At 62.1% G+C, this 13,376-nt stretch carries 12 protein-coding genes; 6 read left to right on the top strand and 6 right to left on the bottom strand.

Annotated elements, in window-relative coordinates; all coding sequences use genetic code 11:
• Positions 1-1,237: 1,237 nt before the first annotated feature.
• The 3 genes from hemA to prmC are packed head-to-tail and all read left to right on the top strand — an operon-like array spanning position 1,238 to position 4,559.
• Positions 1,238-2,500, top strand: a complete 1,263-nt coding sequence (hemA, locus tag LJE91_09970; protein ID MCG6869029.1) for a glutamyl-tRNA reductase — start codon at positions 1,238-1,240, stop codon at positions 2,498-2,500.
• Between the two features lie 12 nt (positions 2,501-2,512).
• Entirely contained in the window at positions 2,513-3,598 is a 1,086-nt protein-coding gene (prfA, locus tag LJE91_09965) for a peptide chain release factor 1 (protein ID MCG6869028.1), read from the top strand.
• Between the two features lie 37 nt (positions 3,599-3,635).
• The gene (prmC, locus tag LJE91_09960; protein ID MCG6869027.1) at positions 3,636-4,559 is read left to right on the top strand and encodes a peptide chain release factor N(5)-glutamine methyltransferase; all 924 of its coding nucleotides are present in this window, start codon (positions 3,636-3,638) and stop codon (positions 4,557-4,559) included.
• Here the strand turns inward: prmC and LJE91_09955 are convergent.
• The 4 genes from LJE91_09955 to gatC form a co-directional block, all read right to left on the bottom strand.
• A complete protein-coding gene (locus tag LJE91_09955) occupies positions 4,534-5,115 on the bottom strand; it encodes an NAD(P)H-dependent oxidoreductase (GenBank protein ID MCG6869026.1) in 582 nt (193 codons plus the stop codon). The two genes, prmC and LJE91_09955, sit on opposite strands and share 26 nt — an antisense overlap.
• 116 nt (positions 5,116-5,231) lie before the next feature.
• Positions 5,232-6,668 (bottom strand): Asp-tRNA(Asn)/Glu-tRNA(Gln) amidotransferase subunit GatB, encoded by a 1,437-nt coding sequence (gene gatB / locus LJE91_09950; protein MCG6869025.1) that lies wholly within the window; start codon positions 6,666-6,668, stop codon positions 5,232-5,234.
• Positions 6,669-6,787: 119 nt separating this feature from the next.
• Complete coding sequence (gatA, locus tag LJE91_09945) at positions 6,788-8,242, bottom strand: Asp-tRNA(Asn)/Glu-tRNA(Gln) amidotransferase subunit GatA (GenBank protein MCG6869024.1); 1,455 nt, start codon at positions 8,240-8,242, stop codon at positions 6,788-6,790.
• A 93-nt stretch (positions 8,243-8,335) separates the two neighbouring features.
• On the bottom strand, positions 8,336-8,623 hold the full coding sequence (gene gatC, locus LJE91_09940; GenBank protein MCG6869023.1) for an Asp-tRNA(Asn)/Glu-tRNA(Gln) amidotransferase subunit GatC: 288 nt from the start codon (positions 8,621-8,623) through the stop codon (positions 8,336-8,338).
• Between the two features lie 159 nt (positions 8,624-8,782).
• Here gatC and LJE91_09935 point away from each other — a divergent pair, with 159 nt between their 5' ends.
• The gene (locus tag LJE91_09935; GenBank protein MCG6869022.1) at positions 8,783-9,826 is read left to right on the top strand and encodes a rod shape-determining protein; all 1,044 of its coding nucleotides are present in this window, start codon (positions 8,783-8,785) and stop codon (positions 9,824-9,826) included.
• A 195-nt stretch (positions 9,827-10,021) separates the two neighbouring features.
• Here LJE91_09935 and LJE91_09930 read toward each other — a convergent pair whose 3' ends face one another.
• Complete coding sequence (locus LJE91_09930; GenBank protein ID MCG6869021.1) at positions 10,022-10,171, bottom strand: hypothetical protein; 150 nt, start codon at positions 10,169-10,171, stop codon at positions 10,022-10,024.
• Between LJE91_09930 and mreC the strand changes: the two genes are divergently transcribed.
• The gene (mreC, locus tag LJE91_09925) at positions 10,122-11,057 is read left to right on the top strand and encodes a rod shape-determining protein MreC (protein ID MCG6869020.1); all 936 of its coding nucleotides are present in this window, start codon (positions 10,122-10,124) and stop codon (positions 11,055-11,057) included. The two genes, LJE91_09930 and mreC, sit on opposite strands and share 50 nt — an antisense overlap.
• A 1-nt stretch (position 11,058) precedes the next feature.
• Positions 11,059-11,544 (top strand): rod shape-determining protein MreD, encoded by a 486-nt coding sequence (mreD, locus tag LJE91_09920; protein MCG6869019.1) that lies wholly within the window; start codon positions 11,059-11,061, stop codon positions 11,542-11,544.
• Positions 11,545-11,697: 153 nt separating this feature from the next.
• On the opposite strand, the gene LJE91_09915 is transcribed toward mreD, so the two are convergent.
• Positions 11,698-13,227 carry a dynamin family protein gene (locus tag LJE91_09915; GenBank protein MCG6869018.1) on the bottom strand — a complete coding sequence of 510 codons (1,530 nt, stop codon included), beginning with the start codon at positions 13,225-13,227 and terminating at the stop codon, positions 11,698-11,700.
• Positions 13,228-13,376 lie beyond the last annotated feature (149 nt).

Raw genomic sequence — 13,376 nt, 5'->3', positions numbered from 1 at the left:
TCATCTGCGGATAGTCCTATATATTTGAACCAAGAGGCTATGTACTGAGTTATATCCTGACGTGAAGGGATGCTACCTTCATTAGAAAAATTAACCGGATTGAGTCCGTTCTTGACCAAATCTTCAATACATGGAAATAGGTCTTTGTCATTATTCTTCGTTACTATTTTTCGTAGTCTGGTCAGATACATAAGCGTGTATGTAGACATAAATAACAATATTGATTAGACGCGTAGGAAATCAGGATAATCTATGGACTTTACTCAATTCTTATTGCCGGTAACGAGCAATTCTATGGTTTCCGAATAACCTACAATGCCCTGGTTATACCTGTAAGCAGGCACAGCGCCAAGCCGTATCTGCGGGATAGTATACCAGCGGCGTGTTATCCCGCGTTAAGCCTGTCCGCTGCTTCAGTTATCCTGATGTCGCAGAACCACCTGTCCGTTGCTCGGAACACGGGTGAAAGGGGCGCAGTACTTCCAACTGAAGGACCGCTCAGCAACTCTCTGCAGACACTCTCCAATTGGATGCCCGCGGCCGCTTCGGGTCGGTTTCCGCCCTTTAGCAATTTCTAATAGTAGCGCTGTCTAAACTTCTGGATTCGGCTGGAGTCGGCTACGAGCCGACATTGCCGACTGCGGCCCGCTACGTCGCCCGATCTCCTCACGCGGACACCAAGGGATTGGCCACTGACCGAACACAGCTTGCTCTGACAAAACACCAATGCCATCAGATTGGCTGTGCAGTCACGACCCGTGCCTTCCACCCACGCACCGACATCACCTGGCCGCACGTGCGAGCTTAACCAGCCTCGAATGCACGTACCGGAAAAATTGGGCCATAAATGGGCCATAACGGGCCAAAAAAGTGACCCTAATGAGGAGCAGGTCAGAGCAGGCTAGAGGATAAGTGCTCGAAAATTATAGGATAGAGCAGTACCGAAGCAGGCAAACTACCAAATATCCGATTTTAACCCTAATTGACTGCACCCTGTATAATTATGACAACAGCTCGTCAAATAGTTTTCCGTAAGCTTTCAGCCGGTGCGCGAAGGCCGAAGGGCATGACAACCATACGACGGGTTCGCCGCAGCCTGTTCGGCTCGGTCCCGAACGCCGCGCTATCGACCCGGTTACCCGGGCTTCGCGGCGGCTGGGTTCCCGTCTGCGGCGATGCTGCCTGGCGTAGCTGAGACAAGGACGCCAGGTAACGCACTCGCCAGCCCGACCCCGACATGATCTATACCCTTGGTCTGAATCACACAACGGCACCGGTCGCCTTGCGCGAACGGGTCATATTCAGCCCGCAGCAGGTCCCGGTGGCGCTCAACGATCTGGTGCGCGTCAGCGGCGTCAACGAAGCGGCCATCCTGTCCACCTGCAACCGAACCGAGGTCTACTGCAACCTCGAGGAAAATCAGGGGGACAACCAGGTGCTGGACTGGCTGAGCGACTACCACCGTTTCAGCACGCCTGAGATCGAACCGTTTCTGTACCGATACAGTCACCGGTCCGCCGTGCAGCACGCCTTTCGCGTCGCCTGCGGCCTGGATTCGATGGTGCTCGGCGAACCCCAGATCCTCGGCCAGCTCAAGAGCGCCTACCGCGAGGCCTCGAGGGCCGGTACCATCGGGCGCCACCTGGGTCGACTGTTCCAGAACGCGTTCTCCGTGGCCAAGCAGGTGAGGACGGATACCTCGATCGGTAACAGCCCGGTGTCCGTCGCCTTCGCCGCGGTCAGCCTGGCGAGGCAGATATTCGGAAACCTCAGCGACAAGACGGTATTGTTGATCGGTGCCGGGGAAACCATCGAACTGGCTGCGCGCCACCTGGCCTCCTGTGGCATCGAACGCGTCATCGTAGCCAATCGCAGCGTCGAACGCGCCGAGGCGCTCGCCCGGACCTACGAAGGCGAGGCGATTTCGATTCCCCGTATTCCGGATGTCCTGCCACAAGCCGACATCGTCGTATCGTCCACGGCGAGCCCGCTGCCACTGCTCGGCAAGGGTCTGGTAGAGCGGAGTCTCAAGCTGCGTCGACACCGGCCGATCTTCCTGGTCGACATCGCGGTTCCCCGGGACATAGAACCCGAGGTCGGCGATCTGCCGGATGCTTACCTGTATACGGTCGATGATCTGCGGGAGGTCATCGACGAGAACATGCAGTCCCGACGCGAAGCCGCAGGCCAGGCGGACGAGATCGTCCTCACGCGCGCCGAGGAATTCATGGCCTGGCTGCGCGCCCAGGACGCGGTCTGCGCCATCATCACCTACCGGGGTCGGGCGGATGATCACCGCCGCGAGATCCTGGGCCGGGCAACCTCGATGCTCGGACAGGGCAAGCCCCCGGAGGAAGTCTTGAGATACCTGGCCCATTCACTCACCAACCGCCTCACCCATGACGCCACACACGCCCTGCACGAGGCGGGGCGCGACGGCAGAACTGAACTCCTCGAGGCGGCCCGCGTCATCCTCAACCTGCCGGACAACATGAAATAGGCGGAAACCGGCATGAAGGAATCGATACAAAGAAAGCTCGAGGACCTGATCGATCGCCACGAGGAGATCGCGGCACTGCTGGCCGATCCCGAGATCATCTCGGACCAGGAACGGTTTCGGACGTTATCGATGGAGTACGCACAGCTCGAACCGGTGGTATCGGAATTCAGCGCCTGGCGCAGATTCCGGGACGAACTGGCCGAATCCGGGGAAATGCTGCAGGAACCCGACGAGGAGCTACGCAACATGGCGCGGGACGAGATGGAGCGCCTGACCAGGGAGGTTCGAGAACAGGAACAGGTCCTGCAGACACTGCTGCTGCCGGTGGATCCGAACGACATGAGCAATGTGTTTCTCGAGATACGTGCCGGAACCGGCGGGGACGAAGCCGCGATCTTCGCGGGGAATCTGCTGCGGATGTACCTCCGGTACGCCGAACAGAAGGGCTGGAAGACCGAGATCCTCAGCGAGAATCCGGGTGAACACGGCGGCTACAAGGAGATCATCACACGCATCGTCGGCCAGGGCGTCTACTCGCGGCTCAAGTTCGAGTCCGGTGCGCATCGCGTGCAGCGCGTTCCCGAGACGGAGTCGCAGGGCCGGATCCATACCTCCGCGGCAACGGTGGCCGTGATTCCCGAATCCGACGAGATCGGGGAGATCGAGATCGACGCCTCCGAGCTGCGGGTCGACACCTACCGGGCCTCCGGGGCAGGCGGCCAGCACGTGAACAAGACGGATTCGGCGGTGCGCCTGACCCACCTGCCGAGCGGCATCGTGGTCGAGTGCCAGGACGAGCGCTCACAGCATAAGAACCGCGCCAGGGCCATGTCGCTGTTGAAAGCCCGCCTGCTGGACGCCGAACACCGCAGGCAGCGCGAGGAGGAGGCCGAGGCGAGACGTAACCTGGTCGGCAGCGGCGACCGCTCCGAGCGGATCCGCACCTATAACTTCCCGCAGGGACGCGTCACCGACCACCGGATCAATCTGACCCTCTACAAGCTGGACGAGGTCATGCAGGGCTCATTGAACCAGGTCATCGACCCGCTGATCAGCGAATACCAGGCGGATCAGCTTGCCATGCTCAACGAACCGTGAAGGCGTCGCCCACCGACGGGCGCCGGTCGGGCAGGCCATGATTCGCAACAACCTTGACCAGGCTCCGCGCGCTGGTTTGGCCGAACCGGGCGACCGATGCCGTGACACCCTGGGTGACCTCCTGCGCGAAGCGTCCAGGATCCTGGAGCAATGCAGCGGCTCGGCACGACTCGATGCGGAACTGCTGCTGTCGGAGGCGGCCGGCGGAGACCGGACATTGCTCTACGCCCATTCCGACCGTATCCCCACCGCCGCGCAGCGCGAGCGCTTCGAGCAGCTGATTCTGCGCCGCCGCCGTGGCGAGCCGATTGCCTACCTGCTGGGGCGCAGGGAATTCTGGTCGCTGACACTGGCCGTCGGCCCCGGCGTACTGATCCCGCGCCCGGAGACCGAGCTTCTGGTGGAACGTACCCTGGCTCGGGAACCTGGCGGACGAGCCCGTGTCCTCGATCTCGGTACCGGTTCGGGTGCGATCGCCCTGGCCCTGGCCATCGAGCGACCCGACTGGAAGATCACGGCCACCGACGTGGATGCAGAAACACTTCGGACCGCGAATGACAATATGAAACGGCTTGGTGCGATCAACGTCAACCTGAAACAGGGCGACTGGTTCGGTGCCGTCGCGGGCGAACGATTCGATCTCGTCGTCGGAAATCCGCCCTACGTCGAGGCCGGCGACCCCCATCTCGAATCCTTGAAGTACGAACCCCGACAGGCGCTGGTGAGTGGCGGGGACGGGCTGCGTGACATCCGCCGGATCGTGAGTCAGGCCCCGGACTACCTCGCCGGCGGCTGGCTGCTGCTCGAGCACGGCGCGACCCAGGGCGACGCCGTCAGGGCGCTTTTCGTGGAACGGGGTTTTTCCGGGGTGGGCACGCTGAAGGACCCGGCCGGCCATGACCGGGTGACCGAGGGACGCTGGCCCCGGGGCGAACTCAGAACGTCCTCGCCAGTTCCCTGACCTGTTCCAGTATGGCGCGGCGTTGTTCTTCGCTGGCCAGCGGTACGGCGAAGAAGATCTTGTCGACGATGCGATGGATCCCGCAGAACCGCAGGGTCCCGTCCGTCGTAGGCCGGAGGATCTGATCGCGTACGCCGATCACATTGAAATCATGGACCGTACCACCGGTCGTCACGATCACCATGGCCTTGTGGTGCCGGAGCAGGCCTTCCATGCCCTTCGGCGTATATCGAAACGCGAACCCGTTGGTAAACACGCGGTCGAACCAGCCCTTCAGCAGGGCCGGCCGATCGAACCACCAGAGCGGATAGACGAACACCAGAGCCTCGGCCCAGACGATGGATTCCTGTTCCCGCCGCACGTCTTCGCCGGGGCCCTTTCCTGCACTCGCGTCGGCCAGATCCGCCGCACTAAGTACGGGGTCGAAACCTTCCCCGTAAAGGTCGCGCACTCGGACCTCGTGCCCCGCCTCGCGCAGACCAACGACCAGCGTCTGGAAGAGCGCATGATTGAAGCTTCTCGGGTTGGGATGCGCGTAGACGACAAGCGTTTTCACTTGGGTTTCTGGCTATGCGCCATCAGAAACGATTTGCCTGAGGATATTCCCCCCAGCCGCGGGAACGAAGAATCGGCCATCCACTGTCTTGTGCCCGGGCCCAGCCGGTCCCGGGCTCAAGACGAACCCAGCTTGTTCTTCAGGATCTTATTGACCTGGGCCGGGCTGGCCTTGCCGCGGGACGCCTTCATCACCTGACCCACGAAGTAACCGAGCACCTTGGTCTTGCCCGAGCGGTACTGCGCCACCTGGGTGGGACTGGCGGCGATCACCTCGTCGATCATCGCCTCGATGGCGGAACTGTCGGTGATCTGTTTCAGCCCCTTGCGCTCGATGATCTCGTCGGCCGAGGCGTTACCGGTCCACATCTCCTCGAAAACGCCCTTGGCGAGTTTCCCGGAGATGGTCCCGTCACCGATCCTTGCGAGGAGCCCGCCGAGACGTTCACCGGAGACGGGGCTGTCCGCGATACCCCTTGCGTCTCGGTTGAGCGCCGCGGCCAGATCCCCGTTCACCCAGTTGGCAGCGAGTTTCGCATCTCCGCCCGCGTGCTGCACCACGGTCTCGAAATATTCCGCGGTCTCGCGCGCACCGGTCAGCAGGTCCGCGTCGTATTCCTTCAAACCGTATTCCCGGATGAATCGCTCGCGCTTCGCATCCGGCAGTTCCGGCAGGGTCACGCGCACCGCCTCGACGGTCTCCCCGGTGATCTCGAGCGGTAGAAGGTCTGGGTCCGGGAAGTAACGGTAGTCGTTCGCCTCTTCTTTGGACCGCATGGGCCGGGTCTCGTCGGCGTCGGCGTCGTAGAGGCGCGTTTCCTGAATGACCTCCCCACCCATTTCCAGCACGTCGATCTGGCGCTCGATCTCGTACTGAATAGCGCGCTCCACGAATCGGAATGAGTTCAGGTTCTTGATCTCGGTCCGGGTACCGAACGCCTCCCGGCCGCGCGGGCGCACGGAGACGTTGGCGTCGCAGCGGAACGAGCCCTCCTGCATGTTGCCGTCGCAGATGTCGAGGTAGCGCACCAGCGCATGCAGCTTCTTCAGGTAGGCCACAGCCTGGGCGGGGGAGCGGATATCGGGTTCGGAGACGATCTCGAGCAGCGGTGTCCCGGCGCGATTGAGGTCGATGCCGGTCAAGCCCTCGAAATCCTCGTGCAGCGATTTGCCGGCGTCCTCCTCGAGATGTGCCCGGGTGATGCCGATCCCGGCGGTCTCGGCGTCAACCTGGACGCTCAACCGTCCGCCCCTGACGACGGGCAGTTCGTACTGACTGATCTGGTAGCCCTTGGGCAGATCGGGATAGAAGTAGTTCTTGCGCGCGAACACCGAGCGCGGCGCGATCTCGGCACCGATCGCCAGACCGAAGCGGATGGCCATCTGAACGACGCCTTCGTTCAGTACGGGCAATACCCCCGGATAGCCGAGATCGATGGCGCAGGCCTGGGTATTCGGTTCCGCACCGTAAGCCGTCGCGGCACCGGAGAAGATCTTGCTGCGCGTGGCCAGCTGCGCGTGGACTTCAAGACCGATGACAGGTTCCCATTGCATCTTTCCAGATTCCGAAAGGCTGTATTGAAATGATGCCGGATCCGCTGCGCTTGATCCGGCCTACCAATTTGAGACTCGCCAACGAGGGTGGGTCAAGCGAAGCGGACCTCACCAAAAAGCTATTCAAACCCGGGCGGCACCTTGAAGTGCCAGTCGGTGTGCTGCTGGTACTGGTGCGCCACGCCCAGCAGCATCGCTTCGGCGAAATAATTCCCGATCATCTGCATCCCGACGGGAAGGCGATCGGAAAATCCTGCCGGCATCGACACCGCCGGCAGTCCCGCCAGGTTCGCGGCGATGGTATTGACGTCCGAGAGATACATCGTGATGGGATCGTCCACGCGCTCGCCAAGGCGGAAGGCCGTCGTGGGCGAGGTGGGACTGGCGATCACGTCGACCGTCTCAAAGGCCCTCTCGAAGTCGTCGCTGATCAGTCTGCGGATCTGCTGCGCCTTGAGGTAGTAGGCGTCGTAGTAACCGCTGGACAGCGCGTAGGTGCCGATCATGATGCGGCGCTTGACCTCGTCGCCGAATCCGTCGCTCCGGCTGCGCACATACAGGTCGTGCAGATCGCGTGGATCCTCGCAGCGGTAGCCGTACCGCACACCGTCGAACCGGGCCAGGTTGGACGAGCACTCGGCCGGTGCCACGACGTAGTAGGCCGGCACGGCAAGTGGTGCGTTCGGCAGGCTGATGTCGACGACTTCGGCGCCCAGCCCCTTGATGACCTCCAGTGCGGTAAAGATCGTTTCCACGACCGCCGAATCGATGCCTTCAGCGAAATACTCCCGGGGCAACCCGATCCTGAGTCCCGCAAGCGGCCTCTGCAGACCAGCGCGGTAGTCCGGGACCTCGCGCCGCACGCTGGTGGAATCCCTCGCGTCGTGGCCCGCCATGACGGAGAGCATCAGGGCGCAGTCCTCGGCCGAACGGGCCAGCGGGCCACCCTGGTCCAGGCTGGAGGCAAATGCGATCATCCCCCAGCGCGACACCCGCCCATAGGTCGGCTTCAGCCCGGTGATGCCGCAGAGCGCGGCCGGCTGACGGATCGATCCCCCTGTATCGGTGCCCGTCGCGCCTGCCGCCAACCGTGCCGCGACCGATGCTGCGGACCCGCCCGAAGATCCACCTGGAACGCGCTCGACGTCCCACGGGTTTCTCACGGGACCGTAGTAGCTGGTCTCGTTGGAGGAGCCCATGGCGAACTCGTCCATATTGGCCTTGCCCAGGCATACCGCCCCTGCCCGGTCGAACCGTTCCACTACGGTCGCATCGTAGGGAGAGATGAAGTTGTCCAGCATGCGCGAACCGCAGGAGGTCCGCACACCGCGGCTGCAGAAGATGTCCTTGTGGACGATCGGCACACCTGTCAGGGGACCCGCGTCACCGGCGCTCAGGCGCTCGTCCGCGCGCCGCGCCTGTTCCAGCGCGGAATCCGCCGTAACCGTGATCAGGCTGTTCAGCTGCGCATCGAGCGCCTCGATGCGATCGAGGAATTGTCGGGTAAGCCGCTGGCTGGAGATTTCTCCGGACCGCAGCCGCTCACCGATCTGGGCAATCGACAACTCGTGCATCGATCTTGATTTCCTGTGCCTGGAGGAATTCCGTTGTAGGTGAATGCCGCGCAATGGCCAGCCGGCGGGCCGGCGCAGACGGTTTCCACCCTGCTATTCGATAACCCTGGGGACCAGGAAATGGCCCCTTTCCACCCGGGGCGAGATGGCCTGAAACGCATCCCGCTGGTTCTCTTCGGTCACCACATCCGGGCGCAATGGCTGCGACATGGGCAGCGGGTGCGCCATTGGCGTCACACCCTGTGTGTCCACGTCGTTCATCTGCCTGACGAAATCCAGGATGTCGGACAGGCTGCGCACGTATCCCGGGATCTCCTCCTCGTCGACGGAGAGTCTGGCCAACTCCGCGATTTTCCTGACGTCTTCAGGGCTCAGGGCCATGAAACCTCTCCGTAAGGTATGCTGTCCCGACTCGTTTCCAGGGCACCGGACAGTAACATATCCGGTCGCCTTGCCCAAAGCCAGGGCCGCTGCTAGAGTACGATTCCAAAATAGGCACACGATAAGAATCATAACCCGTACGCTACCAGGGTTCCGCCAATGCTGCGCCGCCTCACGGGAATCTTTTCCAACGACCTATCTATTGATCTCGGTACCGCCAATACCCTGATCTACATGAGGGGAAAGGGGATCGTCCTCGACGAACCCTCGGTCGTCGCGGTCAGGCAGGACCGCGACGGTGGCCCGAAATCCATCGAGGCAGTGGGCAAGGACGCCAAGGCCATGCTCGGGCGCACACCCGAGACCATCACGGCCATCCGTCCGATGAAGGACGGCGTCATCGCCGACTTCACCACGACGGAGAAGATGCTTCAGTATTTCATCCGCAAGGTGCACCAGACCAAGATGCTGCGCCCCAGTCCGCGTGTGCTGATCTGCGTACCCTGTGGTGCGACTCAGGTCGAGCGCCGGGCAATCCGGGAGTCGGCGATCGGCGCGGGCGCGAGGCGCGTCTATCTCGTCGAGGAGCCCATCGCGGCCGCCATCGGCGCGGGTCTCCCTATCAACGAGGCGCAGGGATCGATGATCCTGGACATTGGCGGAGGCACCTCCGAAGTCGCGGTGCTCTCACTCAGCGGGATCGTCTATTCGGCGTCCGTCAGGATCGGGGGTGACAAGTTCGACGACGCCATCGTCAACTACGTGCGCCGAAACTTCGGGGTCCTGATCGGTGAGGCATCCTCGGAACGTATCAAGCACCGGATCGGTGCCGCCTATCCGGGCAAGGACCTACTCGAGATGGAGGTCAAGGGGCGCAATCTCTCCGAAGGCGTGCCGCGGGGATTCACGATCAACAGCAACGAGATACTCGAGTCCCTGCAGGAACCGCTGTTCGGAATCGTCAGCGCGGTCAAGACGGCGCTGGAACAGACCCCCCCGGAGCTTGGCGCGGACGTCGCCGAACGGGGCATCGTGCTGACTGGGGGCGGCGCGCTGCTGCGCGACATCGATCGACTGATTACCGAAGAGACCGGGATACCGGCGGTCATCGCCGAGGACCCAATGACCTCCGTGGCACGGGGAGGCGGGCGCGTCCTGGAGATGATGGACGAGAAAAGCAATCACTTCATGCAGATCGAATGATCTGGCGGGAAGCCCTCGGTTGCTTTCCAGGAACCTTAGGCGATTTCTGTCAAATGACATACCATCCTGTTTGTCTTTTCGTCCGTCCTCCGTGTTGCGACAACAGTGACATAGTTAGACTATGCGCCTGATGTCGCGCCTTGATGACGAACGAAAATCCGGCGCAATCTGGTATGCCATTTTCCGGCAATCGCCTTAGTAGCTGACGAAGGCCCGGCCCCATCGTAACCTACTGCGCTCGGGCAGGGACCACCATCCGAGTTCACCATGCCGCGGGAGGCCCTGCATCAAACCGCTGTTCTCCATCGGGCCGTGGATCACGACGCGTTTCCTCGCGCTCGCCATCGCCTCAATCGTCCTGATGACCCTGGATCGTCGCACCACTGTGCTCGTGCCCGCGCGCGAAGTCCTGACGCTCATCGCCTATCCCGTGCAGACCCTGGTCGACCTTCCGACGGCCGCCGCACACTGGGCGTCCGACCAGCTCGGTTCACGCGCCTCCCTGATCGCGGAGATCGAACGATTACGCGAAGAGCGGCTTCAGTTGAAGAGGCGGCTGCTCAGCTTCGAGGCCCTGAAAACTGAGAACGACCGTCTTCGCGACCTGCTCTCATCGGCTGAACGTTTCGACAGAGAGCGGGTCCTCGTCGCGGAGCTGCTGTCGGTCGACATGGACCCGTTTCGTCAAACGGTAATCATCGACAAGGGCGAGACGCAGGGCATCTACGAAGGCCAGCCGATCCTGGACGCAAACGGGGTCATGGGACAGGTGACAAACGTCAATTCGGTGAGCGCAACCGCTATACTGATCTCCGATCCGAGCCATGCAATCCCGGTGCAGATCAATCGCAGCGGCCTGCGCACCCTGGCCGTGGGAACCGGGCAACCCGACCGCCTGCTCCTGCCGCACATCCCGGCGGATACCGATATCCTGGCCGGCGACATTGCTAGCACCTCCGGACTCGGTGGACGGTTCCCGTCGGACTACCCCGTTGCCGAGATCACCGAGGTCGAACGGCTTCCTGGGGAGGCTTTTGCACGAGTGGTTGCCCGTCCCCTGGCCCGGCTGGACCGCAGCCGCGAGGTACTCCTGGTCTGGTGGAAACCAGATTCGCCGGGATTCGCCCGGCAGGATCGCAACCTTGCCGCGACCAGCGCGAACCCGGGCGCATCGAGTGTGGCCCGCCTCCCCAACCCGCCCATCGGACACCCGGAAGGATCGGCTCGCTAGGATGCGTCAATCATCCACACTAGCGCTCACGATCGCACTCACACTGCTCGGCGCCATCGTACTCGCCATCGTTCCGATGCCGGACTGGCTTCGCCCGTACCGACCGGAGTGGGTGCTGCTCGTGCTGATGTATTGGAGCATGGCGCTGCCCGCCTCGGTCGGTGTGGGAGTTGCCTGGTCGACGGGACTGCTGATGGATGCGATACAGGGATCGCTGCTCGGCCAGCACGCGCTCGGTTTCGCCGTTACGGTCTACATCGTGCTGCACCTGTACCAGCGGGTCAGGGTCTTTCCCCTTGCGCAACAGGCCGCCACTGTCGCGTTGCTGCTCGTTCCCTACCTGGGCATCTCACACTGGGTGCTAGGAATGAGCGGGCATGCCCCTGGCACCGCGCTATACTGGGCACCCCTGCTATCCAGCGCACTGGCCTGGCCTCTGATATTTCCCGTGCTGCGGTCACTGCGCCGGCGGGCGATCCGGTTCTAGGCGATCTCCTGATAGACAGATAGGTTCAGGAGCGGAACAGCGGGGTCACCCATCCGGCGCTCGTCACTACTCGACCTGGAAATCCAACGCCCGCCCCAGTTCAGACCGCGCCTTAAAAAATCCAGCGATGGGCTTGGCCGGGCGATCGATTCATCAGGTTGCCGCACCAGTCGATTGCTGGACCGGAGGCTGATCGTCGCCTTGCCCGCTTCCCTGCGGCGATGCCTGCTCGTCGCCTGCCGGTTGACCGGTGGCAACACCGGAGGGGTCCGTAAACTGCTCGTTGAGCGTCTGCACAAAACGATCTGCGCCGTCCCTCACCTCGGTCACGCGTTTGCGGGTGAACTGGTTCCATCCGATCGGGGTCCGGCGGAAGATGCTCCGCCACCAGCGCGTGTTCCGCTTGAAGGCCGCTGCCACATTGCCTGCGATACCCCTTACCGGCAGTTTCGATCGCATGCGGCGTGCCACCAGATAGCGGATACTGAGATGCAGCACCCCGAGCAAAACGACCAGTTTGAGAATCAGCAGGCCCACGACAGCGCCGCGGGATTCGACCTGCTCCAGCCAGGACGGAGCGAAGGTCAATCCCTGCCAGTATCCCGCCCGGATCGTGATCCAGAGCAATAACGCCAGCAACGGAAGCATGATGACGGCGTCCAGAAGCAGTGTGCGCTTGCGCCACGACCTCATGGCGTCCCGCAGACCGGGCATCACCCTGTGCTCGATTTCGTTGGCGGTATTCTCGAGTGTGCCGATGATCCGGTACACCCGCTCCCCGTTGACCCGTGAAATCCTGTCGTGGATCTCCCCCATGTCGGCGTCGCGCTTGCGCCGGTAGCGATCCCGCAACGACTCGTTCTCTATCGGGACCGACACCTTTTCGTTGTAGATGGTATAGAACCGGCCGCTCACCAGTCCCCCATGGGCCAGCGCCCGCTGCCAGGCCGATATGACCTCCTCGGCGTTGTCTTCGCGGGCCGCGGTGTCGATCTGGTTCAGGATGAACAGGACCTTGCTGGCGTCGTTCCTGCGCACGGTTCGCGCCACCAGGTGCTCCAGGGTATCGCGCATCGCCCCGGGTTCCGGATGCCGGGCATCGAAGAACACCAGGACCAGATCGGACAGGTCGATGATGTGGTCGGTGATTCTCAGCGTCGAGTTTCTCTGCTGATCCGCATCGAAACCGGGGGAGTCGATGAAAATCTTGCCGCGAACGATTTCATTGGGACAAGTCTTTAACTGAATGTAGCTATCGACGCGCGCGCCTTCTCCCTTGGCGACCTTCTCGATCTCCTCACTGATCTGGTAGAACGGAAAGCGGGGATCGGCGTCCAGCGCCAGTCCGGGAAGCAGCAGAGAGTCGGGGTTGGGGCTAAAGCATATGACGGTGTACTTGTCGTCGACGGCCTGGTTCCCGGTCTTCTGCAGGTCTGCGCCCAGATAATGGTTGATGAAGGTCGACTTGCCGGCGGAAAAGGTCCCCAGGATCGATACCATGGGCCACCACGCCACCCGGTTTGCGTAGGTGTCCCGGGTCGTCAGCAGACCCGTGGCATATCCGACCTTGTCCAGATCCTGAAAGCTCGAGATGACACCGACGAGCAGTGGATTCTCGTTCGCCAGGTGGGCACGGAGACTCTCGATGCGATCCTTGATCTTTCTGTGCGCTCTTTCAAACATAATCGTGCCTGTAGTGCGTTGGCTATTAGACGTAGCGAAGCTTCGCGGCTGGAAACCGGTACCCTACCGGGGCAATCCGGGGTCTACACACTCCCCCCGGTTTCCATGAACACCACGCAGGCAACCGGGACTGGGGCGCCTCTCCCTGC

The organism is Gammaproteobacteria bacterium (assembly GCA_022340215.1).
In the GTDB taxonomy this organism is placed as follows: Bacteria; Pseudomonadota; Gammaproteobacteria; order JAJDOJ01; family JAJDOJ01; genus JAJDOJ01.
This window is presented reverse-complemented; position numbering and strand designations above follow the sequence as displayed.